The organism is Prevotella phocaeensis (assembly GCF_900065875.1).
Classification (GTDB): Bacteria; Bacteroidota; Bacteroidia; order Bacteroidales; family Bacteroidaceae; genus Prevotella; species Prevotella phocaeensis.
In genome coordinates this window covers 60,216-83,748 of the sequence record NZ_LT160622.1, presented here as the reverse complement: position 1 = coordinate 83,748, position 23,533 = coordinate 60,216, and the positions used below count along the sequence as shown (strand labels likewise).

At 43.2% G+C, this 23,533-nt stretch carries 17 protein-coding genes; 3 read left to right on the top strand and 14 right to left on the bottom strand.

Annotated features, from left to right (window positions below; translation table 11 throughout):
• Positions 1–4: 4 nt before the first annotated feature.
• The 5 genes from porZ to BN3912_RS03640 form a co-directional block, all read right to left on the bottom strand.
• Positions 5–2,287, bottom strand: a complete 2,283-nt coding sequence (gene porZ, locus BN3912_RS03660; protein WP_023984151.1) for a type IX secretion system anionic LPS delivery protein PorZ — start codon at positions 2,285–2,287, stop codon at positions 5–7.
• Positions 2,284–2,895, bottom strand: coding sequence for a non-canonical purine NTP diphosphatase (locus BN3912_RS03655; RefSeq protein ID WP_023984150.1), 612 nt, complete (start codon positions 2,893–2,895; stop codon positions 2,284–2,286). The genes porZ and BN3912_RS03655 overlap by 4 nt, the downstream gene beginning before the upstream one ends.
• 70 nt (positions 2,896–2,965) lie before the next feature.
• Positions 2,966–3,916 (bottom strand): YitT family protein, encoded by a 951-nt coding sequence (locus BN3912_RS03650; RefSeq protein ID WP_023984149.1) that lies wholly within the window; start codon positions 3,914–3,916, stop codon positions 2,966–2,968.
• 88 nt (positions 3,917–4,004) lie between these two features.
• The gene (gene leuS, locus BN3912_RS03645) at positions 4,005–6,857 is read right to left on the bottom strand and encodes a leucine--tRNA ligase (RefSeq protein ID WP_004369116.1); all 2,853 of its coding nucleotides are present in this window, start codon (positions 6,855–6,857) and stop codon (positions 4,005–4,007) included.
• Between the two features lie 238 nt (positions 6,858–7,095).
• On the bottom strand, positions 7,096–7,755 hold the full coding sequence (locus BN3912_RS03640) for an HAD family hydrolase (protein ID WP_023984148.1): 660 nt from the start codon (positions 7,753–7,755) through the stop codon (positions 7,096–7,098).
• 177 nt (positions 7,756–7,932) lie between these two features.
• On the opposite strand from BN3912_RS03640, the gene BN3912_RS03635 reads away from it, so the two are divergent.
• Complete coding sequence (locus BN3912_RS03635; RefSeq protein WP_023984147.1) at positions 7,933–8,721, top strand: class I SAM-dependent methyltransferase; 789 nt, start codon at positions 7,933–7,935, stop codon at positions 8,719–8,721.
• A 99-nt stretch (positions 8,722–8,820) separates the two neighbouring features.
• On the opposite strand, the gene BN3912_RS03630 is transcribed toward BN3912_RS03635, so the two are convergent.
• The 9 genes from BN3912_RS03630 to BN3912_RS03590 form a co-directional block, all read right to left on the bottom strand.
• The gene (locus tag BN3912_RS03630; protein WP_023984146.1) at positions 8,821–9,918 is read right to left on the bottom strand and encodes a C1 family peptidase; all 1,098 of its coding nucleotides are present in this window, start codon (positions 9,916–9,918) and stop codon (positions 8,821–8,823) included.
• 171 nt (positions 9,919–10,089) lie between these two features.
• Entirely contained in the window at positions 10,090–11,070 is a 981-nt protein-coding gene (locus BN3912_RS03625) for a hypothetical protein (protein ID WP_023984145.1), read from the bottom strand.
• A 21-nt stretch (positions 11,071–11,091) separates the two neighbouring features.
• The gene (locus BN3912_RS03620; protein WP_023984144.1) at positions 11,092–12,462 is read right to left on the bottom strand and encodes a BT_3987 domain-containing protein; all 1,371 of its coding nucleotides are present in this window, start codon (positions 12,460–12,462) and stop codon (positions 11,092–11,094) included.
• Between the two features lie 19 nt (positions 12,463–12,481).
• Positions 12,482–13,630 (bottom strand): DUF1735 and LamG domain-containing protein, encoded by a 1,149-nt coding sequence (locus tag BN3912_RS03615; protein WP_023984143.1) that lies wholly within the window; start codon positions 13,628–13,630, stop codon positions 12,482–12,484.
• A 6-nt stretch (positions 13,631–13,636) separates the two neighbouring features.
• Positions 13,637–14,680 (bottom strand): glycoside hydrolase family 18, encoded by a 1,044-nt coding sequence (locus BN3912_RS03610; RefSeq protein WP_064972265.1) that lies wholly within the window; start codon positions 14,678–14,680, stop codon positions 13,637–13,639.
• A gap of 46 nt (positions 14,681–14,726) precedes the next feature.
• Positions 14,727–16,292: a RagB/SusD family nutrient uptake outer membrane protein gene (locus BN3912_RS03605; RefSeq protein ID WP_023984141.1), complete on the bottom strand. Its 1,566-nt coding sequence runs from the start codon at positions 16,290–16,292 to the stop codon at positions 14,727–14,729.
• A gap of 11 nt (positions 16,293–16,303) precedes the next feature.
• Positions 16,304–19,660: a SusC/RagA family TonB-linked outer membrane protein gene (locus BN3912_RS03600; protein WP_023984140.1), complete on the bottom strand. Its 3,357-nt coding sequence runs from the start codon at positions 19,658–19,660 to the stop codon at positions 16,304–16,306.
• A gap of 89 nt (positions 19,661–19,749) precedes the next feature.
• Positions 19,750–20,757, bottom strand: coding sequence for a FecR family protein (locus BN3912_RS03595; protein WP_023984139.1), 1,008 nt, complete (start codon positions 20,755–20,757; stop codon positions 19,750–19,752).
• Between the two features lie 50 nt (positions 20,758–20,807).
• Positions 20,808–21,377: an RNA polymerase sigma-70 factor gene (locus BN3912_RS03590; RefSeq protein ID WP_023984138.1), complete on the bottom strand. Its 570-nt coding sequence runs from the start codon at positions 21,375–21,377 to the stop codon at positions 20,808–20,810.
• 364 nt (positions 21,378–21,741) lie between these two features.
• Here BN3912_RS03590 and BN3912_RS03585 point away from each other — a divergent pair, with 364 nt between their 5' ends.
• Together BN3912_RS03585 and BN3912_RS03580 are read left to right on the top strand one after the other, a co-directional pair.
• Positions 21,742–23,004, top strand: coding sequence for a peptidase U32 family protein (locus BN3912_RS03585; protein ID WP_023984137.1), 1,263 nt, complete (start codon positions 21,742–21,744; stop codon positions 23,002–23,004).
• 89 nt (positions 23,005–23,093) lie between these two features.
• On the top strand, positions 23,094–23,531 hold the full coding sequence (locus BN3912_RS03580) for a SufE family protein (RefSeq protein WP_016665425.1): 438 nt from the start codon (positions 23,094–23,096) through the stop codon (positions 23,529–23,531).
• The last annotated feature ends 2 nt before the right edge of the window (positions 23,532–23,533 follow it).

Here is a 23,533-nt window from a genome sequence, read left to right as displayed (position 1 = left end):
ATGGTTATTTTACAACTGCTATTTTGCACACTGTTCCCTTGTTTCCATCGGCGGTAGCGGTTTCAACCATATATACTCCCGATGCTACACGGTTGCCGTAACGGTCTTTCCCATCCCAAACGAAGGTTCCGCCGTTACTTCTTCCTTGCTTTACAAGTACGCCATTCACCGTTACAATCTTTACATCGGCATTCAAAGAAAGCCCTACAACGGTGATAGGTCTGTTATAATCCGGCCGTACAGGGTTTGGATATGCGTATACGTTATCCTTTGTCATTTCGTCGGAAGGAACTGTTGCGTCGCTTATATATGAGCAAAGTCCCTTGTCGGTGCCGAAAAAAACCTCACCGGTTGTATGGTCTATTGCAATATCTTCTATATTATTCGAGAGTAACCGGCTATTTGTAGCAAGGAAATGATGTACTTGTGTCATGTTATCTTCGCTAATTAAGTAGGCTCCATTGCCGTTCGTGCCGAACCATTTGCGCCCTGCACCGTCTACGGCAATGCAGGTTATGTCTACTCCCGATAGCAGATAGTCGGCAAAGTTGGTACCATCGTTGCGCGGAATTTTTACTTGTGTGAATATTACACCGGCTCCCTTATAAAATTGAGAAGGCTCTAACATGAGAGGACCTATATCGGTTCCTATCCATATATTGCCGTTAATGTCTTCGGTAACGCATCTTACACGTTCTAAAGACAGTGTGGTTCCGTCTTGATTAACAAACGATTTAAAGGAATTTAGCGTATCTTTATCGGTTTGAAAAAAATAAACTGATGGTGTTACCCAATGATTATTGACGAACCAAAGCAATCCTCTGCTGTCGAAAAATAAGTCTTGCATTGCTCCTAAACTTCGTTTTGTGTTCATCATCAGTTCCGCATTGTGATGAGAAATCCACTTTCCGTCTTTGGTATATTCCATCAGTGAGTTCGACGGAGCCTGACTGTTGAGTAACCAGAGATTGCCTTTTTTATCGAATTTTACACTCTCTATGAGCACGTAATTCTTGTTATTGTCGTCTAATGCCGACTGCAGAGGACTGTTGTCTATATTGTAGTGCTTGATTAGAGTGCCGTTCTGAAACTCATAGAGGCCCGTTTTACCGCCCATAAACACATGGTTTATGTCGGATGGATCTATATCCAATGAAATGTTGTCCTCGTACCTGTGTCCGACGATTTGTGCAAGATTGTCTTGATAAATTACCCAATTCCTGTCTTTGAGTACTTGTATACAACCGTTTCTTAGGTTTTCTCCTCCTTTTCCATATCCTCCGCTGCACGAATAAAGCATACCGTTGGCGAATTTAAGAAAGCCGAAATAGTTGTACAGAGGGCCTTCGGGTTTCACGCCGGAAGATTGTATATTAATTTGATTGTTACTGTCTATCGTAAACGACTGAAGTTTATTTTCGGCATTCTTCTGCCAAAAACATTGGGCGGAAGGATCGTAGGCGATGGCTGTAAACTTGGTATTAATGGTTTTAAAGTCGGTAATACTGTTGACAATTGCCGTACTTTCGCCGCCGAAACAAATGATTTTTCCGTTCGAGAATATTGCTTTTCGATTAAAAATAGATAGGAATTCTGTTGTCGAACCATTGTTTTCATCAAGACGGTATGCCGCTACGTTATTGAGACATATTAGTTTTCCGCCTATATTAAATATTGCATCGAAACCGTTATCGTTTATTTTATTCCAGTTGTTTTTATCGAGCAGGTTCTTTGTTACATTACCTTTCATGGTACCTGTAGGCGTTACGAGATACATATAGCCGTTGGATACGGCCATATTGTTTACTTTATAGCCTAAATTGTAGGTATCGCTGATTTCGGCATTTTTTACGTTTATTTTCAGTATGCCGAACGAAGTGGTAAGGTAGGCGTAATTGCCGTCGACGAAAATACTGTTTACTGTTTTGTCTTCTGTCATCGACTTGTTGTAATAATCCGGTATATTGGTTACGTTTCCTTTGCTGTCTAACAAATCGATATTATAGTTTTTATAAAGAATAAGCAGGCGTTTGGCAGCCTTACAGTAAGCTATACGGGCAATAGAGCAGTCGTTTAGCACCGTTGTTTTGTCGTAAGTCTGCAGACTGTTGTCGTTTTTATTATACGAGTAAAGACCTTCCGATGCCAGTACATATACGAGATTTCCGGCAGGTTCTATCTCTGTAATGTCGCTATAGGCGGGATATGCGTTCCACGTGTTTATGGCTTTTGCTTTGCAAGCTGTTGCAATAATCGCCATTGCAAGCAGAAGTGTGATCTTTTTCATATGTGTAAGTTGTTACTTTTCAGATATTCCGAAAGTTTTAATACGGCACGCGAACGGTGCGATATCTTATTTTTAACATCCATACCCAGTTCTGCAAACGACTTTTCATAACCTTCCGGAACAAATAATGGATCGTATCCGAAACCCTCGTTGCCATGCTTTTCTCGGGCTATGTGTCCCTTTATTTCGCCTTCGAAGAACAAAACTCGACTGCCGTTTGCAGCCTGTTCGTCTTTTATTATTAACGCAATAACGGTACGAAATCGTGCCCTTCGATTGTTATTTTCTCCTAATTCGTGCAGCAGTTTGGCCATATTGGCCTCGCTGTTGTGGTCGGTACCTTCGGCATATCGTGCGCTATGCACGCCCGGATCGCCGTTCAAGGCGTCTACTTCTAAACCTGTATCGTCGGCAAAACAGCTTACACCGTAGTTATCGAATACATATTGTGCTTTTAAAAGGGCATTCTCGTCGAGTGTGTTGCCGGTTTCGGGTATATCGGCAGTGCATCCTATGTCTTTCAGCGACATGATTTCGAACCCATGACCGAGTATTTCGCGTATCTCGTCGAGCTTGTTTTTATTGTTTGTAGCGAATACTATTTTCATTTGTTTTTAAGGATAAAGCATGAAAGGATTTAAATCAAAGATAAACGATCAGAGGATAGAAAGTTGTCGGTTATGGTTTCTTATCGGCTTTTTCCTTCTTATCTTGCTTGGGTAACTTTACTTTCATTTCATCGAAACCCTCTCCATAAACGCCGATAACAGAACTTTGACTGACAAAAGCATTGGGATCTATCATCTTTATGAGGCGGAAAATGTTCACACTCTCATACTTTTTGGCGAGAATACAGAGTACTTTTACCTCCTGTCCGGTGTACCATCCGTGGCCGTCGAGTATCGTTACACCGTGATCCATCTCGGTACCTATCGCATCTGCAATCTCCTGATATTTGCGAGAGAATATCATGAATTGTACCGATTCTCGGCGCCTGTTCATGATATAATCGAGTACGAAATTCTCGATGACCATAGTGCATAAGCCGAATACAACTTTATGGGAGCGCTCTATATAGGTACCGAATTGCGGGAAAAAGAAACATGTACCGATGATAAACAGGTCTACGAAGATCAATACTTGTCCCAAAGAGAGGTTATGATACTTGTTTACACAGGCGGCAATGATATCGGTTCCGCCTGTTGAACCGTTGTGAAGAAACACGATGGCAAGCGTTGTTCCGGTGAAACAGCAGCCGATTATAAGCGACATGAAGTCTTGCCCTTCGCCCAATATCTTTACCGGATGGCCTAAATCATCAAAGGGCATGAGGTATTGGGCTATCTTCAGCAGGAAATAGAGCATGAAGATGGCATAGATAGTCTTCATCATGAACTTGAATCCAAGTATCTTCAATGCTACGACGAGTAGGCTTACGTTGATGATGATGTAAGAGTTTTCTATCTTAAAACCTGTAGCATAATAGATGATGGCCGACATTCCGGTAACACCACCCGTAACGATTTGGTAGGGTAGGAGGAACACGGTAAAGGCAAAGGCATACAATGCGAGTCCGAAAGTAATCCAGACATAGTCTCTTATTTCATTCCAAATAGGTTGTTTCTCCATGATTTCGTTCGATAGTTTTATAAGTGGTATTATCTTTTCGGCAATCATCTGTCTGTAGCAGACGAGATGATTGTCGGCAGAATAATTATTATTTAAGAACGATATTAACGATCTTTTTCGGTACTATAATGACTTTTACGACCGTTTTTCCTTCTATGTATTTCAGGCTTTTCTCATCGGTAAGCACGGCTTTCTGTATATCTTCGTTGCTTGCATCGATGGGGAAAGTCTTCTGATAGCGTGCTTTACCGTTGAAAGAAACGGTGAGTTGCATTTCGTTTTCTACAAGGTATTGCTCGTCCCATGCCGGCCATTCGGCATCGCATACACTGGTTGAAGTATTTCCGAGTATTTCCCAAAGCTCTTCGGCAATGTGTGGAGCGAAGGGAGCGATGAGCACTACCAGCTTTTGAAGCAGCTCGCGGGAGTGACAGTTCTGCTGTGCGAGTTCGTTGACGCAGATCATGAACGCCGATACAGCTGTGTTGTAAGAGAAATTCTCTATATCGCTGCTTACCTTCTTTATCAATTTATGAACGCTCTTCAGTGCATCTTTCGTCGGTACATCGCCATTTACGAGGAATACACCTGTGCGATTGTCGTAGAAAAGGGCCCAAAACTTCTTCAAGAAGCGATGACAACCGTCGATACCATTGGTATCCCACGGCTTACTTTGCTCTATCGGACCGAGGAACATCTCATAGAGACGGAGCGTATCTGCACCATATTTCTCTACAATCATATCGGGATTGACCACGTTGAACATAGACTTAGACATCTTTTCTATCGCCCAACCGCACGTATATTTACCGTCTTGGAGTACGAAACCGGCATTATTGTACTCCGGTCTCCATGCTTTAAAGGCATCAATATCAAGAACATCGCCGTGTACAATGTTCACATCGACGTGGATGGGCGTAGTTTCGTATTTATCCTTTAGTGCAAGCGATACGAATACAGGCGCTGCATTGTGGTCGTCGTTGTTTATTCTGTATACGAAGTTCGACCGTCCTTGTATCATTCCCTGATTGATCAGTTTCTTGAAAGGCTCCTCTTTACACGACACACCATAATCATATAGGAACTTATTCCAGAACCGCGAATAGATCAAGTGGCCCGTTGCATGCTCGGTACCTCCCACATACAAATCTACATTCTGCCAATACTCGTCGATATCTTTGGCTACAAGAGCATCATTATCATGCGGGTCCATGTAGCGTAGATAGTAAGCCGACGAGCCTGCAAAGCCCGGCATGGTGCAGAGTTCTATAGGGAAAACGGTCTTGTTGTCTATGAGCGTTTTCTCTACAACTTTGTTGTTCACCGCATCCCAAGCCCATTTTTTGGCGTGTCCCAATGGAGGTTCGCCCGTTTCGGTGGGTTCATATTTGTCTATTTCGGGCAATTCGAGCGGCAAACATGCCTCGGGTATCATATATGGCATGCCGTCTTTGTAGTACACGGGGAACGGTTCACCCCAATAACGTTGGCGGGAGAAGATGGCATCGCGCAGTCGATAATTCACTTTTACACGACCTATACCCTTCTCGGCAACATATTTTTTGGTGGCTGCAATAGCCTCTTTCACACTCAATCCGTTGAGAGAAAACTCGGTGTTTTTACCTTCTGCCGGACTGTTACATACTGTTCCTTCCTTGGCATCGTAGCTTTCTTCGCTCACATCTGCACCTTCTATCAGCGGTACAATGGGAAGATGGAAGTGTTTGGCAAAGGCATAGTCGCGCGAGTCGTGCGCCGGAACGGCCATAATTGCACCGGTTCCGTAGCCTGCGAGTACGTATTCGCTTATCCAGATAGGTATTCTGTCGCCCGTAAAGGGATTGATGGCGTAGCTACCCGTAAAGACTCCCGTTACTTTACGGTCTGATATACGTTCCAATTCGGTACGTTTTTTCACGTAATCCAGATAATCTAAGACTGCTATTTCTTGTTCTGCGGTCGTTACTTGTGCCACATATTCGCTTTCGGGGGCCAAAACCATGAATGTAACGCCGAACATAGTATCGGCACGCGTGGTAAATATCGTAAGAACAGTATCGTTGTCGGCCACTTTGAAGGTAACTTCAGCACCTTCAGATCGCCCTATCCAGTTGCGTTGTGTTTCCTTTAACGAGTCTGTCCAGTCGATATATTCGAGTCCGTCTAACAGTCTTTGTGCGTAAGCCGACACACGCAGGCACCATTGACGCATCTTCTTTTGCACCACAGGATAGCCTCCACGCACGCTAACACCATCTACTACCTCATCATTAGCCAGCACCGTGCCCAGTCCCGGGCACCAGTTAACCATCGTTTCACCAAGGTATGCTATCCGATAATTCATCAACAATTGCTGCTGTTCCACCTCGTTCATGGCTTTCCATGCTTCGGGCGTTACATCTATTTCTTCGGAACAAGCCGCGTGGAGAGCTTTCGTACCTTTGGCGGTTATCTCTTCTATGAGCCTTGCAATGGGCATGGCTTTCTGTTCTGCGGTATCGTAATACGATTCGAACATCTTGCGGAATGCCCATTGAGTCCATTTGTAATATGCCGGATCGCAGGTTTTAACCTCGCGGTCCCAGTCGAAACAGAAGCCTATCTTATCCAATTGTTCGCGATAGCGGGCTATATTTTTGGCAGTAGTAACGGCAGGATGTTGCCCTGTCTGTATGGCGTACTGTTCGGCGGGCAGCCCGTAAGCATCGTAACCCATCGGGTTCAGCACGTTGAAACCTTTCTGCCGTTTGTAACGGGCATAGATATCAGTAGCGATATAACCCAACGGATGGCCCACATGAAGGCCTGCTCCAGAGGGGTAGGGAAACATGTTGAGTACGTAGAACTTCTTTTTTGTCTTGTCTTCAACAACCTTGTAGGTCTTGTTTTCTACCCATCTGTGTTGCCATTTCTTCTCGATTTCTCTGAAATTATATTCCATATATCGTGCTGTTTTCTATGTTTCTTCGTGTGTATAAATAAAATATGTAGTTGCAAAGTTAAGAAAAAAGTGGAATATTTTCTTTATTCTGTCTGTAATTTTTGGCAGAAGCAACTACGTTATAGGCTACAAAATATTTTTCCGTGTGATTATTACAGTAGCGATAAAGCATACATCTGTAGACGGCAGATGTATGCTTTATCCGTTATAGGTAGTATATGTAAGGCGCATAGACGGGCTATCCGATTATTTCGAGCAACTGATCGAAGTCGTCTACGATGTATTCTGACCGAGTCGAAATCATATCTTTTCGGGTTCCGTTGCCGTAGGTTACGCCGCACGTATGTACTTCAGCACCTTGTCCCATCTTAATGTCGTAAACGGTATCTCCCACGACTAATGCCTCTTCGGGGGTAAAGTGCAGCTCTTGCAGCGTCTTCAGTACAGGTTCGGGATGAGGCTTTGCATGCGTTACATCGTCTGCTCCCAAGATATAGGTAATGAATTTTTCGATGCCAAAGCGCTCGACGAAGTCTATAAGAGACCATCTGTGGCGGCTCGAAGCGATGGTGAGAACGGTTCCGTGTGCATGGAGTTTCTCTAACGTTTCGTAGACATGGGGGAACAATGTCACCGCTCCGAGGGTATTCTTCTCGCGGTATATACGCTCGTAAGCCTCTGCACAGCGTCGGTTCATCTCGTCGCTCATCGGGATAAGTGTAGAAAACGTCTTCTCAAGAGGTAATCCGATCATGGCTGCGCACTGCGCTCTTGTACGCTTCTCTAAACCGAGTTCTTCGATTACCCCCTGCATAGTATCTACGATAAGTGTTTGTGTATCGGCAATGGTACCGTCGAAATCGAGTATTCCCAGCCTGATCTTTGTATCTGTTACCATAGGTTTTGTTATTTTAGAAGATGCAAAGGTATGAAAAAAGCGGCGTATCCGAAAATCCTAACTTTTAAGTATTGTGAACATACAGATTATAGATTATCTTTGCACAGAAATTACTTGTCGGTTGTATTTTATGGATTTTCAGAACGGGCGGGTTATCTATAATGTAATTAAATGGTCATGAAACAGCAGAAAATCAGTTATGGCAATTGGGTTCCAAATACTCTCTTGCGCATTCTTTATTCGGTTTCGGGAGCGGTGCTCCTATTGTTTTTTATCTCTATCTTATGGTTCAAGGTACTCATTTTATCCGTTGTATTGGGCGTATTGTCGGTGGCGGCATTGGCAATATCTGCCTATATGTACCTCTGTCATTGGCAGTTTTCTTTCGAAGGTGGCGGACTTATGGCCAAGATACATGCCTTTTTGGTGGATCATCTCGACTGGGACGGGCACGGACGTCTGCTCGATATCGGCTGTGGAGCTGCTGCCTTGACCGTGAGATGTGCCAAGAAATTCCCCGAAGCCGATATTACCGGCATCGATTACTGGGGCTTCGGATGGGATTATGCCAAAAGTCAATGCGAAAATAATGCAGCACTCGAAGGCGTAGGAGCGCATACGCATTTCCAAAAGGGCGATGCTTCGAAGCTCGACTTTGCCGACGGTACGTTCGATGCAGCCGTGAGCAATTTCGTTTTCCATGAAGTTAAAACGCAGCCAGACAAACGCCTTGTGGTGCGTGAAGCATTGCGTGTGGTCAAGAAGGGCGGCAGTTTTGCTTTCCAAGACCTATTCGGTTGGAAGAGTCTTTATGGGGATATGCAGGAGTTTATCGATGATCTGAAAGCGGAAGGCATCAGCGAAATCAACTATATAGCGAATGCAGAACGGCAGTGGATGATGCCTAAATTCATGCAGGTACGCGGAATGATGACCGGTGTAGGACTGATTTACGGCAAGAAGTAAAGCAGACCGATGAACCTAATCGGCGTATTTAGCTTTCTAAAGCGTATGAAATCGTTGTAAAAGGTGGTATATATACGGTGCTGACAAGATAGGGTAGAGTTAATTCTTCTTTGTGTTTTTTAAAGATAGAATATAGTTCTTTCGACGGTCGAAGGCGTTTTTGGAGAGAAATACAGCAATGGTTTTGAGCTTTACATAGTTATACGACAGGTATATAAGTCCGCCATAAGGATTATTGGTGCCCCAACTGTTCTTGGCAATGAAGTACTTTCGGCCCGTTTTATCGTGCGCCATGCCGACGAGTTCCATAGCATGATCGTCGGTAGTCTGTAGGGTTTCGAAAGCTCGTTGCCGTATTTGTTGCGTTACTTGCCTGCTTTCGTTCGGCAAAACAGCGATGCCTCTATCGAACGAAAAGCCCTTTTCGCTGATATCCCCTTCCCAACAAACAGGATGACCTCGGTGCAACGATTGTTCTATCGTGTGCATCAACGAGTCTATGGGTAGGTTCATAAAGGCATCGTTCAGCCGGTTGTCGGGCACTTCGAGCACGAAACTGCGGTAGAAAGGATGGTGCGTAAAGCTCGTAAACGCAAGGTATTCGTTTGGCAGACACACGCTATGGGCGAATTCCACAGGCGTATATTCAGCACCGAACATGAATACCGTGCGGGGCAGATATCCCATATTATCGTCCAATACCTTATCTATACGTGCGTTCAAATGCTGTAAACCGCTGCGTATCGCTATGTTTAAATCGGCTTCACGCATCAGCTTTCGGCAGAGCACACGGTAGTTAATCCCGTTATTATCCTCGAATGCGTCGAATGCCTCTATGCCATGTTTCTCCAATAAAGCCGGAAGCATGGAACACATGCCCCGCATAACGATGTTTCCTTTTCCTTTCGAGAAGTAATATTTTACCGCTTCGTCGCGGAGCATCATACGAATGACATAAGCAGACGAAAGATTTATCGAGTCGCCCTGCATAATGTGTTCGCTCTCTATAGTGGCAAGCATGGCGTAAACCCAGCAATATTCGCTGTTTCCTTGGTTCTTTATCGGTGTATGTTTGAGCATGGCGTCGCAGGTAAACGGCATGTCTGCCGGCGATACACGTACAGTCTGTCGGCAACAGACCAACAGTGTAACGGCGATAGACATGCCGAATAAGAATATAAGAACATTCCTTTTCATTTGACGATAACCGTTTTTTCGGTTTACAATGTGCATGCAAAGATACGCAATTATCTGTAAGAACCTTACATGTTTTTATCGAAATCGGGGAAAAAGTGTGGGAGCAATCTCTTGAAAGACTGCCCCCTATAATGTGAGTTTGTTTTTAATTGCGATTGTTCAATATGTATCTTATGGGATAGGTTGACAGAAGTAGCCGTAGTGGAGATAGTTGTTTTTGATTACAGACATGATGCCCCAAACGTACAAACCGTCATTCTTGATGATCTCAACCTCTACATCTTCATACTCGTTCTCGGGTTTCGAATAGCCTAACTTTGCGCTTATTTTGCCATTAGTTTTCTTGCCTACGGTCAGATCACCGGTAAAATAAACGTAGGCCCAGTAATATTTATAGGATTCCCATCCATAATCCCAGCCCATTTTATGCTGCCCGTTCTCCATGGTGTTTACCTGTGTTTCGCTCTTAGTTGTGCCATCCCAGCAAAGTCGATACTCTCTATTATTCATGATTTCCTTCTTTTCTTCTTCGGTATAGGGTATGGTTGTCGTCTCTACAGTTACGTTTACCGTCTTCGAGAGGCCCATCATGTCTGTAACAGTTACAGTTGTAGAGCCTGTAGCCACACCTTGTATTACGATTACCGAATCGTTCTCGATCCTTGAAACCTTGGCAATATTCTCGTCGGCACTTGATGCTGTGTAGCCTCCATTGCCTTTTTTCACGATTACTTTGTCCTTTCCGTCGTCATGACCGAGCTTCATTCCTACAGATACATTTTCTTTATTGAGGGCAAGAACGGTATACATAGACTTAACCGTTAGCCGTTTATAGTTGCCATCTGCATCGGATATGATAATTGCGGTAAGCCCTTTATCGGAACAGGTAATGGTGACAATGCTTCCGTTTACAGTACCTTGCGCTATTTTAGGGTTCTCGCTGATGACTTTATAGTCGCCTCCACCCGCTGTTATATTAAAGGTTGCCGGCTCTCCAACGCTTACTTTCAAGGTATCTGTGTCGAAGGTAAGCTTGCTTTTCTCCTTGGCTTCCGGAATCGGATTTGCAAGATCGTCGTCGTTGCTGCATCCGGTAAAACCGAATGCAAGCACGAGAGACATTGCTATTGCATATAAATATTTTGTTTTCATTGTTGTTTTCTGTATTTTGTTTTACCAATCTTTCTTATATGTTCCTATGCGAACAACGTCTTCACCATAGAATGCATGGGCAACTCTATTTAGTACATTCATAGGTGTACGGTCGGGTGATAAACCGAAAACCATAGTTCCACCGTATTTATTGTTCTTTATGTTTTCATAAACACTTGCAGATGAAGCGTAACCTCGAGCACATTCAATAGAGCCCAATATCATTCCTGTTTTAGGCATCCCGGGGTAATTACTGCTCAAGTCGCTGGTGCCTCCGTAATCATGTATACCGTAATCGACGAAAGTTCCGGATGTCTGTCCATCTACAGAGGGCAGTGATCTCGTACGGTTGTATACATATACCTCTACTAATTTGTCGGGCATTGCTTTCTTTGTTTCATAACAAAGGCGGGAAGCTGCCGCATTTGACGGACTTACAAAGCCCGGATAGCTGCCATAGGAGGAATATTCATCATCGAAAAACACACCGTCTAAATTATATGCATCGCATACCGATTTAAGTTCGGCGGCAAATGCTTTGGCGCCTTCTTTACTGAGATTTGCCACTCCGGAGCGATCATGATTGCCTAAGATACCAAGAATAACTTTCATACCTTTTTGTTGCAAAGGTGCAAGATATTTCTCCTTGAAATTGAGGCACTGCGAGATGTTTTCGTTGTTGTAGTTGTATACTTCGCCCGTCTCGGCATTGTAGTTGATATTTCCGGAAAAGAGAATTACCTGATCAAAGAAGTATTTGCCACTTTCTTTTAATGTAAAGCAAAGATTATACAATGGGTTAGCATCGTTAATCTCCATACAACTGATTACTTGCAGGCCGTTTTCTTTGTGGCAATTCGGCATTTTAGTGATGTCTTTTACCAAAAGTACGAATTCTCCTTTGTCTGCGGAAGCTTGTGCACCGCTACCTTTAACGGTCAGAGGAATGGCATATGTGCCATTTTTCTCTAACTGATTGGCAGAAGTGTAAGCCACTTTAACGGCAGAAGATTTCGTTTCACCGGCCTTGACGGTGGCAACTCCGTCGATTGTTACCAACTCTTCGGGCAGCGGTTTGATATCTGTTCCATGGGCAAGATTATACTTATTAAGTGATGTAGCATCGTAAACGATGGCATATTCCTGCGAAGTTTGAGGCGCATTGTTCAGGTTTACGTAAAAATCAGTGGCCCCTTTGTCGGAGAAGATAAGCGAATCGAGATTGCTGGCACCATACTTATCGGTAATAAATGCCAATGTTTTGTCGGCAGACTGATACGGGTTTTCGCTGACCTTCGGTACATCAATGCTGTCTGAACAGGAGGTAATAAGGCTTCCTGTGCAAAGAATAAGCCCTAAAACCTTTATCTTATTTAAATTTATATACTTCATAATTTATCGATTTTCTTAGTTAATTAGTGGCCGGCAACGATACATTTTGCCATTTAAGTGCCGATTTTATGGCCTTTATATCATTCCCATTGCCAGAATAGTCTTTAACGATGAACGAAGATTGATCATCGAATTTCCAGTATGCAACGAGGCCCTGAGAGGTCGGTTCCACCGTATAAATACTGTTGGCAATCTCCTCTTGCGTACGTACAACGTCCCATATGCGGGCTTCGGAGATGCATCCGTTAAGGTCGCGGCTATCGTCATATGAGCGTCCGATATCGAAGTTACGGTCTCCACCGTTGCCTACAATGTTTATATATGCACGGAAATTGTTATCCGAAGCCATCAACTTTCCGTTGATATACACACAGATAGTTTTTGCACTTTCATCGTATGTCATTGCTACATGCGACCACACACCCGGCGTGAGCTTTAGATTACTATTGGTAAAGTTACCTTCCGATGTGGCTATCTGGATTTGATTGTCGGGAATACCGGAATCTCCGATACGCATAAGAAAACTTCCTTCTATACCCATCACTGTAGAAATAAGCTGTCCGAACTCACGCGGAAAGATCAAAGCCTCCATGGTTATCTTGTGCATATTGGCTACACGACTTTCGTTCTTCCACGGATAAATCTCCAAATAGTTATCTTGTATGTCTGCTACAACGTTAATCAGCGCGCCTGCACGGAATACATAATAATACTGTTTGGCAGAGGCGAGAAGGTCGATATCGCTCGTTTGTACCGTTACGGGCAAGACATAAGTCTTACTCCGGTCAAGACTACCGAGCTTAGAGAAATCGATCGAGGCTTCAGTACTCTTCACACTTCCCTTGTTGATCGTCATTTTACTTACCTTAACCTTATAACAAGTATCGGGAAGCAGCTCTGCATTGGCATAATAGACCTTGTTGTAAGTGCCGACCATCGACTTTTCTACCGTTATTTGAGCATTGATCTCGTTCTCTGCGGGGCGCGATGTAGCGATGGTCAAAGTCTTTGTTATGGTGCCTACATTCCTTTTGATAACTGTTTCAGAGGTCATCTCAGCAGCATCGATGTATGCTTTGTTTGCGAAATTCTCTTCATTGTTATCTTGACATGATGCCATGAAAAGGGTAATAAAAGCCAAAGGCAAATATTTTAGTATATTCTTCATATCGCTTTATTTTTTAACGGTTGGATTGATAATAGAAATGGTTTTCCGGACTGTGGGGTAGGTGAAGTTCGCATGATAGTAGTCTGTGTTGACGTTATCGATAGCAAGTCCTGCTATTTGATAGCCTGTATGATCGCTTGCAACCCACTTGGCAGCACCCAATACTGCAACCACATTGTTCACCCAATAGCCTGTTTTCAGGTCTGTAGCATCGAGAGAAGTCGTGGAAACCATCGGTATGAATTTATCGGTAGGTACACCTTCGACAGCCGCCTTACCCATATTATAGGCGAGTTTGCCCTCTGTTGTGGCGCTCTGACAAGGAATAATGATGTAAGAAGCCATGGTAAAGATCTCTTGATTCGTAATGTTTTGCGGCTTACCTGCCAATATTAACGTTTTATTTGTATGGCGCTCTTTCCAGTCTTTGGCAATTCCGATGAAAACATTCTCCTGTTCGAGCATTTTTGTTTTTTCGGCCTCGGTCATATAAATTGTTACCTTACCTTCGAAAGACATTACCACTCCGTCGTAGTTATACCGGTCGCAAAGGGCGAGTTTTACCTGAACAGAGTCGATTAACCAACTGTTGAAAGCTGTAAAAGCCTTTCCTTGATTGGCCGGGTTCTCATTGAAAGCCTTCAAAGCTTTGTCGTATGTGCTTTTTATAGTTTCGAAACTGATATCGTACATTACCTTTGTTCCCTTTTGCTGTCGTAGGTTTGTGATCTCTTTGTATTCCCTTTCGTTAAGATCTGCCGGATATTTAAGTACAATATAGTCCAGACTATCGGGCACGGAATGTATATTCTGCCCCTGCGATGCAGGCATTTTTGCACTGTTATCGAACCATCCCAACACTACTTTATGCTTGCTGTTCTTGTAAGCCTTTAGCGAAGTAAGGTATTTGGCATACAGTTCCGGGTTTTGTTTATCTATCCCCGGTTCGTTGATGTCTACGGGTTCGATATCCGTATTGCAACTTCCCATAAGTAATATCATGGCAAGGCAAGTCATCGAGTATGCAATATTCTTAATGATATATTTCATAACTGTGTTTTTATCTTATTTTGTTTTTCTGTAATATAATAGCTATCTATCGTGCCCACCATACATCTGTAGCCATGTTATCTGTACCTCCTAAGAGACTTAGAGCTGCATTGTAATTCTCGTAGTTGTTGGTGCGCTCTTCCTGAGGGTAGGCAAGTCGGCGTGCTCCACGGTTGGAGTTAACGATTCCACCGCTATTGTTAACAACGACAGGCATAAATTTCGGATACCCTGTGCGACGGTATTCAGACCAAGATTCTTGCCCTAATGGGAAGTTAGCCAGCCATTTTTGTGTGATAATACGCTCTAAATTGGTACTCATAGAAGCAGCATCATCCCAAGCAATCGTGATGGTCGACGGCTGTCCGTTATAGGAATTGGTGCCCATAGGATCGGTGTATTGTGCCGGTGTTGCCGTGGTATTGGCTATATAGGTGTCGGCACCAGACACGCCCCATTGTTCGAACGAAAGGCGTATGCCCTGCTCATAGAAGTGCTTGGCAGTATTGCCCATGTTCCATCCGCGCAATGCCCCTTCGGCACAGAGGAACGAAACTTCGGCGGCATTCATCCAAAGTATCTTCGTATCAGTATTTACATTGTAGTTAGAATAGGCATGTGCAGTGGCTCCGTCGGGTATCTGAATACCGTTGCGTATGCCGAAATACCCATTAGTGATACCGCTTCTTGTAAAGGTAGATTTTGTGAATATCGCATCTCTTCGCGGATCGTTGTAACCGTTCATATAAGTAGTGATATCTGCACTGATACGGGAGTCGCCCCCGTTGTACTCATACATAATCACCCTAAACGGATTGGTACTCGAAAGTGTAAGTGTTGCATTATCTGCATTGGAAGTCATCACACCGATTTCATGCCTCACAGCTTCTTCTGCCATTTGTTGTGCCTTGGCGGGTGCAACCTTTGAGATGCGCATGGCCAAGCGTAGTTTCAATGAGTTTGCGAACTTGATCCAATGCTCCACATTGCCGTTATATACCTTGTCGGCTTTGGCACTGAAGTCTGCTGTACGATTGGAAGTCAATGCAGTAATGGCATTGTTGAGTTGTTCGAACATTAGATTATAGACATCTTCTTGCGAGTCGTAAGGAGCCGTTATCTCCCCGTTAAGACCGACTTTAGAATAAGGTATAGGTCCGTAAGCATCTGTTACGCGATGCATGCCTGCCACTTTAATGATTTTAGCCACGGCACGCGGAACAGCTTCATTCGTTACTTTGTCTACCTCGTTGCTGTAAATGAACATTTTAGGAATGATATCTTTGAACAATACACGGCTCCATCCGTTCTCCGGACTGTACTGTGCGAAGTTCTTACCCGAGAAACCTGAATTAGAATCAGCTATGTATCCGCCATACGAACCGCCACACAAACATTCGGTAAACTGGTTGGTATTGACATCTGTAGGTATTACCCAGCCCTCGAGGTTCAGCATGGCAGAGCTCAAAGAGTAAGCATCTCGCTGCATTTCTTCTCTGCTTACGGCATATTCGTCTTGGTTATATTGCTCATAACTGTTGGTACAACTCGTAACTCCTAATAGAAGTCCGGCTGATACTGTTGACAATATAATGTTTTTATACTGTTTCATAGATTTCGAATTTAGAATTTAAGTTTGATATTGAAACCAAGATTTCTGGTACTTGGTGTCATAAATCTGTCTATTCCCTGATAGTAGTTACCTGTGGTAGCTGTGGTTTCAGGATCGAAAGGAGCTTTACAATAAATCATCCAAAGGTTACGTCCGATGAGCGAAACCGTGAGGTCTCCTATGCCGAAAAATAAGTTCTTTTTGAACGTATAGCCAATGGTAGCCTCCTGTAAGCGTATGTTTGTTGCACTATATGTGTAGAATTGCGGAATACCGTCGCTTGCTCCAATTGTAGAATACCATACTTCCGGGTTTACATAATTGTCGCCTCCGTTGATAGAAACATATCCTAAATCGCGAGCTTTTGCAGTGGCTTTCGATACTCCATAGTTATCAAGATGGGCTTGTGTTGCCGAATAAGCAATACCACCAAAGCGTGCCGACAATAGGAAACCAAAGTTCAAACCCTTCCATGCAAAATCGTTACGTAGCGCCATATTACACTTCGGGAATACTGAGCCTAACTTAATGTCTTTTACATTCGTATTCTTATACACTTTTCCTTGGCTGTCTACGTATATTTTTCCTTGGCTGTCGCGCATTACATCTACCAATGAATAAAGGTCGCCCAGTGAGCCTCCTTCTTTTAAAATGAAGTGAGCTGAGCCTAATCCACCTACATCAAGACGGTCTTTATTGATAATTGCGCCCGTTTCCGGGTGTACATAATTGCGTACCAATTCATTGATTTTATTCTTGTTGGCACTGAACGTATAGTTGGAAGACCATGATAAGTCGCCCCATGTATTGTTGTAACCGAGTGCCAGTTCAATGCCTTTGTTGCTTACGTTACCCGTTTGTATATATATAGCACTATAACCTGAAGATACTGAAATATCGGGGTTGAAGGTTTGATTATACGTCTTTGTAGAATATAGAGTAACATCTAAGTTGAAATGTTTGAACAGACGTGTTTGCAAACCTACCTCCCAAGAGTCTGTGCGTTCGGGTTTTAAAGTATACATGGGATAGAGAGTCTGCGAACTCCATTGCTTTAGATTGCTGTTCCATGGGTATTTCGGGTTGGCAATATTGCGCGGAAATGAGAGACCGACTGATGCAAAAGAGCCGCGTACCTTTAGGTAATTTATCGCTTTAGGTAATTTGAAAGTTTCCGAGATAATCCATGAAGCACCCACCGAAGGATAGAAAAATGAAGATTTATCCGAGTGAGGACCGGCCAACATAGAAGGCCAATCGTTGCGAGCTGTTAGCGTTAGATAGTATTGACTTGCCCAACCTAACTCCAAACTCCCAAAAATAGACTTCGTTTGTTCATGATATCCTGACTGTCCGGGCTTCAAACGTGCTGCATCGATCTGTGTCGTAGTAAAGACATTTGGAATTAAATCTTCGCGTATAGGACCCGAATCTCCCAATGAGTTCGACTTAAGATCAGAGAGAGAAGCGCCTATATTGGCATTCAGAGAGAGGCGTTCATCAAAGAAATTTTTATGAACTGTTGCCAATACATCACCGTAAGTTTGCTTGTCATTGGTTTTACTTATGCCGTAATAGCCGTTTAGTGAGCCGTCTGTCAGGGTTGTATTGGTTGTTCCGTAATACTTCTGTTCGTAAGTATTGTTGGCATTATCGATACGAATACGTGCAGCCACGTTTAACCAATCCGTTACTTTATAGCTTAATCCAGCATTCATCATGTAGCGATATTTCTTATTTGTACGTTGGTTACGATAATTGATCCAGTAAGGATTTTGCCCAACAAGTTCGCTGATCAAGTCGTTCCAATTCTGTACATATATACGACGTTGTGTGTTCCAACGCTCGAACATCGCCATGTCATTATAGTCATTACCGCGTGGATATAGGTAAGCTGTCACCAAAGGATTGGCATATACGCCCTGATTGGTCATATTGCGATCGTTCTGAATAATATAACTTGCTCCTATATCAAGTGTCATACGATCATTCAACATGCTTGTTGTATTGCGTACAGTGAAGTTATATCGGTTGTATTTATTATTGGGAATAATGCCTCCGGAGTTCAGTGCACTTGCAGAAAAGAATGTCTGGTTTTTCTCTGTTCCGGTAGAAAGAGTGAAAGATTCTGTAGTCATAATACCAGTCTTCAGATAGTTTTTAGCCGGATCATATCCTCTGTAGTTGGCTTCGTTTAGTGGTTTTCCCCAACTATACGAGTCTGCTCCTGTATTTCGGAGCATAGAACCTGTGCCGTATCTGTTCTGAAATTCGGGCATACGAAATGCTGTTGAGAATTCTGTTGATTGTGATATCGTGAATACGGTGCGCCCTATACTACCTTTTTTAGTAGTGATAACAATGGCTCCATTGGACGCCTTTTCACCATAGAGTGCCGCTGCCGCTGCACCGGTCAGTACGGACATCGACTCAATATCTTCGGGATTGATATCGGCAATGCCTTCCGAAGTACCGTTAGAACCGAACTCGGAGTCACCTTCACCGCCGGTATTGTACATTGGGACGCCATCAATAACATAAAGAACATTACTTGATTGGCCTATTGAACGGGCACCACGCATCACTACTTTGGATGCTCCACCGGCACCAGATGAGGAAGCGTTGATGTTAACACCTGCAACTTTACCGTTTAAAGAGTTGATAAAGTTGGCGTCTTTATTGGTAGAAAGATCGTCACCTTTTATTTGTTGCACATTGTAACTTAATGCCTTCTGCTCGCGTTTGATACCGAGAGCCGTCACAACAACCTCTGTCAATTCTTTCGAATCTTCACTCATCGATACATCAATATTATTGCTGTTTGCTTTAACCTCTTTCGGAGTGAAACCTACATAAGAGAACTCCAGCACATCGTTGCCATTGGCATTGATTGAATAATTGCCATCGATATCGGTTACTGTAGCATTGTTAGTACCTTTCACTTTTACACTTACGCCGATCAAAGGCTCGCCCGATGCATCTACAACACGGCCTTTAACTTCTTTTTTATGAGTATTATTGCCTTGTTGCGCTTTATTTACGTTGTGAGTAATGATGATGTGGCGATTCGAGATGTTGTAATTGAGTCCTGTACCCCGCAACATCTGTGCAAGTAGGTTTTGCAATGAGAGTGAATTGGAACTTACATTTACGGTTTTATTTAGGTCGATTGTATTTTGACTATAGTCCACCGACATGTTCGTCTGCTTCTCTATAGCCTGTATCAAGGTATGCATTGTTGCCTTGGTACTTGTCAGTTTGATTGTCTGTGCAGGCACTGTCACAGATACCAACAGTGCAATGACAACGATTGTTATGCCCCTTTTGCACATGATGGTATTATAAAATGTTGTTAGATATTGTTTCATGAGTAGATTTTAATGATTTACATGATTGCTTAGTGGGGTGTAGGTTGGTAGAATAGATTTTCGATTTCAGATGCGTAGGCATCCTTTTTTCAGTGTGACAACTCCTTTCTCTCTTGATAGAGTTTAATGATTTGACCTTGTTTGTAATATCTTAATCCTTTAGATAACTTGGATATAACCTTGAGTACATCATCTATAGTTTCGGTATATTTAAAGTTCATTGTATAACGATGTTCTAAGTCTACGGATGGATCTATGCGGAACTTCACATTATATTTGTGCTCCAAATCAGTGAGAATTTCCTCAAGTTTCTGTTGATCGAAGAACAAATTGCCGGCTGTCCAACTATTAAATCTTGCTGCATCTACATGGTTTTTTGTTAGTAACCCGCTCACTTTGTCATAGTCTGCCTGCTCGTTAGGAGCGAGAGTTGTGGCCGATTTAGAGTCATAAACGCTTACCTGTCCTTCCTCGAGGGTAGTAATAATGTGTCTGTTGTTGGGATATGCTTTTACATTGAATTGCGTGCCGTGTACTTGCACTTTCAGTTTTCCTATATTAACAATAAAAGGTTTGTCGGTATCTTTGGCTACATTGAAGTGCGCTTCGCCTTGCAAATATACGTTACGATAGCCGTTTTTACGATTAAATTCCCGTGGATAAAGAAATGTGGAACCTCCATTAGCGGTTACAATCGTACCGTCTGAAAGCACCAGACTGTCGGTTTTGCCTTCGGGCACATAAAGTTCAACCATCTCGCTTGCTATATAATAATGTGAAGAAGTATAGTGCCAAACCAATGCTCCCGTAAGGAGTGGCAATGCGAGTATGGCAGCATAGCGTAAAATCATGCGTATTGTACGTTTGTACCTCAGGCTGTCTTCATAGTCATCACGGTTGCATCGAAACGTAATAAGCGATTTGTTAACCGCCGAATTATCACCTTCCGTCTGTTCCCATATTGTCTTCATAGCGGCGTCTTTTTCCTCCATATTCCGGTCAGATGCAATCCATCGTGCTACTACATTGCGATATCGGATGGGAATGATGCCGTCAATAAAGTCGCGTATAATTCTATATGCAGTTTTGTTATTCATGATCTTTTCCTTTTCATATAATAGAGTAGAAAAAGAAAAGATACACGTAATCACATCTTGTTAAAAAGAATTAAAAGGATAATTGTAGGTAATATTTTGCGTAAATCTGCCAAGGCGAGCGATATATGCGTCTCAACGGTCCGTTTACTGATATCGAGTTTCTTCGCAATATCCGTATTCGAGAGTCCTTCCATGCGGCTCATCTCAAAAATACGGCGCCGTTGTTCCGGCATTTTTTCCATCTCCTGTTGAATCATTTTTTCGAGTTCATCGCGATAAAGAATATCTATTGCTGATGCCGACTCATCCTTTATGTGCTCGTCGAAGGCTGTAGTATGGCTATACCTTACCGTATTTTGCAGGTAATGATAGGCAGCATTGCGGGCAATGGCAAACATGTAAGACTTCAAGTTCTCTATCTCTACCAGCGTTTCCCGTTTAATCCAAAGGTTCATGAACAAGTCTTGAGCAATATTCTCTGCCACATCTTCATCGCCACAAAATGCGGTTACGAAATTTTTGATCTTTGGGAAATAGTTTACAAAGACCATGTCGAACGCTTGTTCATCGCCGTTGATAAGTGCCGATATCAAGAGTTTTTCTGTATCAACGTTCAGCATTATCAGAAGAATAATGTATGAATATACTTTGCAAATTTACAAAAAAATACAAATAGAATTTAAGGTTTCCGGAATATTTTTAAATGAATAATCAATTCTTCAGCAAGGAATGGTACAGTTATCTATAGTCTTTTCCAGCCTAAAAATTTTGCATTTATCTTAATTTGCAGTATCTTTGCAACCGTTGAAATGACGGTTATCCGGCCTTGCAAGTTGCATTGAATGCGTGTAGTTACCATTCTTAAAAATATTATCTGCGGATAATTCCGGCTCGTCGTCGCCTTTATATATTCGTTCAAATCAAGTTTTTCCGAGGTTATCCATCATTTACATTGATCGATTTCTTGAAAAATAAACAGTTTTAATGATAGAACAAAACATCAATGAATACGAGATTATGGCGCCTGTAGGCTCACGCGAGAGTCTTTCGGCAGCCATACAAGCCGGTGCAAATTCTGTGTATTTCGGCATCGGACAGCTTAATATGCGTTCTCATTCGGCCAATCATTTCACGATAGACGACCTGCGCGAAATAGCTCTTACGTGCAAGGAGCACGGCATAAAGACATATCTCACTGTGAATACCGTAATCTATGGCGAGGATATTGATACGATGCACCGCATTGTGGAGGCTGCGAAAGAGGCCGAAATTACGGCGGTTATCGCTTCGGATGTGGCGGTAATGACCTATTGCAACAGCATAGGAGTGGAAGTACACCTTAGCACTCAGCTCAATATATCGAATATTGATGCGCTTAAATTTTATGCCCGTTTTGCCGATGTAGTAGTGCTGGCGCGCGAACTCAATATGGATCAGGTGGCTGAAATATACCGACAAATCGTAGAGCAGCACATTGTAGGGCCGAAAGGCGGCCTTATCCGCATTGAAATGTTCTGCCACGGAGCCCTTTGTATGGCCGTTTCGGGCAAGTGTTACCTAAGTCTCGACAATACGGCCCGTTCGGCCAACCGCGGCGAATGCATGCAGCTCTGTCGCCGTTCGTATATCGTAACCGACAAAGAGACGGGTACCGAACTCGAAGTAGACAATAAATATATTATGAGTCCGAAAGACCTGAAAACGGTGCGTTTCATCGATAAGATGATGAAAGCAGGCGTGCGGGTGTTCAAGATAGAGGGTAGAGCGCGTGGCCCCGAATATGTTTACACCGTTGTCAGATGCTATCGTGAGGCAATAAAGAGTGTTCTTGAAGGCACGTTTACCGAAGATAAGAAAGATGGATGGGATGAACGATTGGCCAAGGTATTCAACCGAGGCTTTTGGGATGGCTATTATCAGGGGCAGAAGCTGGGCGAATGGAACAAACATTATGGCTCTGTAGCCACCGAAAAGAAGGTGCTTGTAGGCAAAGTAGTGAAGTTCTTTTCTAAATTGAGCGTAGCTGAAATTGCAGTAGAAGCCTCTGAAATAAACTTAGGCGAACATCTTTTAATCACCGGACCTACTACCGGCGTGATGTATCTCGATGCTGAAGAGATACGATACGACCTGCATACCGTAGACAGAGCTCAAAAGGGCTGGCGTATATCGCTGCCCGTGCCTGCAAAGGTAAGGCCTAACGATAAGGTATTCAAACTGGTGAAAACCGCCGCCGCCGGTTCTTAGCGAAAATATTCAGGCACTCTGTCGGGCATAGGCAGTGCATTTATGGCTGGCAGAGTGGCATTATGATTCAGATAAACCAATCACCTATTATGACAATAAACGAACTGCAAGACGAGATAATAGAAGAGTTTTCGGAGTTTACCGACTGGATGGACAAATATCAAATGCTCATCGATTTGGGTAATGAGCTCGATGTATTGAATGAAAAGTATAAAACCGAGTCTAATCTTATTGACGGATGTCAGAGTCGGGTGTGGCTCCAGTGCGATTATATAGACGGTAAACTCGTGTTTACTGCCGATAGTGATGCCCTTATAGTAAAAGGTATCATTGCTTTGCTTATACGGGTAATCAACAATCATACACCACAGGAAATCCTCGATGCCGACCTCTATTTCATCGATAAGATAGGATTGAAAGACCATCTTTCGCCTACTCGCAGCAACGGATTGCTTGCTATGGTGAAACAGGTACGCTTGTATGCGCTGGCATACAAGACGAAAGAAAGCGAACAGGATGTTGAATAAGC

Bases quoted from the DNA above. Each gene is read 5' to 3' on its own strand.
- BN3912_RS03580 (WP_016665425.1), top strand. From the start codon at position 23,094: ATGACAATAAACGAACTGCAAGACGAGATAATAGAAGAGTTTTCGGAG.
- BN3912_RS03595 (WP_023984139.1), bottom strand. From the start codon at position 20,757: ATGAATAACAAAACTGCATATAGAATTATACGCGACTTTATTGACGGC.
- BN3912_RS03635 (WP_023984147.1), top strand. From the start codon at position 7,933: ATGAAACAGCAGAAAATCAGTTATGGCAATTGGGTTCCAAATACTCTC.
- BN3912_RS03655 (WP_023984150.1), bottom strand. From the start codon at position 2,895: ATGAAAATAGTATTCGCTACAAACAATAAAAACAAGCTCGACGAGATA.
- porZ (WP_023984151.1), bottom strand. From the start codon at position 2,287: ATGAAAAAGATCACACTTCTGCTTGCAATGGCGATTATTGCAACAGCT.
- BN3912_RS03650 (WP_023984149.1), bottom strand. From the start codon at position 3,916: ATGGAGAAACAACCTATTTGGAATGAAATAAGAGACTATGTCTGGATT.
- BN3912_RS03620 (WP_023984144.1), bottom strand. From the start codon at position 12,462: ATGAAGTATATAAATTTAAATAAGATAAAGGTTTTAGGGCTTATTCTT.
- BN3912_RS03610 (WP_064972265.1), bottom strand. From the start codon at position 14,680: ATGAAATATATCATTAAGAATATTGCATACTCGATGACTTGCCTTGCC.
- BN3912_RS03605 (WP_023984141.1), bottom strand. From the start codon at position 16,292: ATGAAACAGTATAAAAACATTATATTGTCAACAGTATCAGCCGGACTT.
- BN3912_RS03600 (WP_023984140.1), bottom strand. From the start codon at position 19,660: ATGAAACAATATCTAACAACATTTTATAATACCATCATGTGCAAAAGG.
- BN3912_RS03585 (WP_023984137.1), top strand. From the start codon at position 21,742: ATGATAGAACAAAACATCAATGAATACGAGATTATGGCGCCTGTAGGC.
- BN3912_RS03590 (WP_023984138.1), bottom strand. From the start codon at position 21,377: ATGCTGAACGTTGATACAGAAAAACTCTTGATATCGGCACTTATCAAC.
- BN3912_RS03630 (WP_023984146.1), bottom strand. From the start codon at position 9,918: ATGAAAAGGAATGTTCTTATATTCTTATTCGGCATGTCTATCGCCGTT.
- BN3912_RS03615 (WP_023984143.1), bottom strand. From the start codon at position 13,630: ATGAAGAATATACTAAAATATTTGCCTTTGGCTTTTATTACCCTTTTC.
- BN3912_RS03625 (WP_023984145.1), bottom strand. From the start codon at position 11,070: ATGAAAACAAAATATTTATATGCAATAGCAATGTCTCTCGTGCTTGCA.
- leuS (WP_004369116.1), bottom strand. From the start codon at position 6,857: ATGGAATATAATTTCAGAGAAATCGAGAAGAAATGGCAACACAGATGG.
- BN3912_RS03640 (WP_023984148.1), bottom strand. From the start codon at position 7,755: ATGGTAACAGATACAAAGATCAGGCTGGGAATACTCGATTTCGACGGT.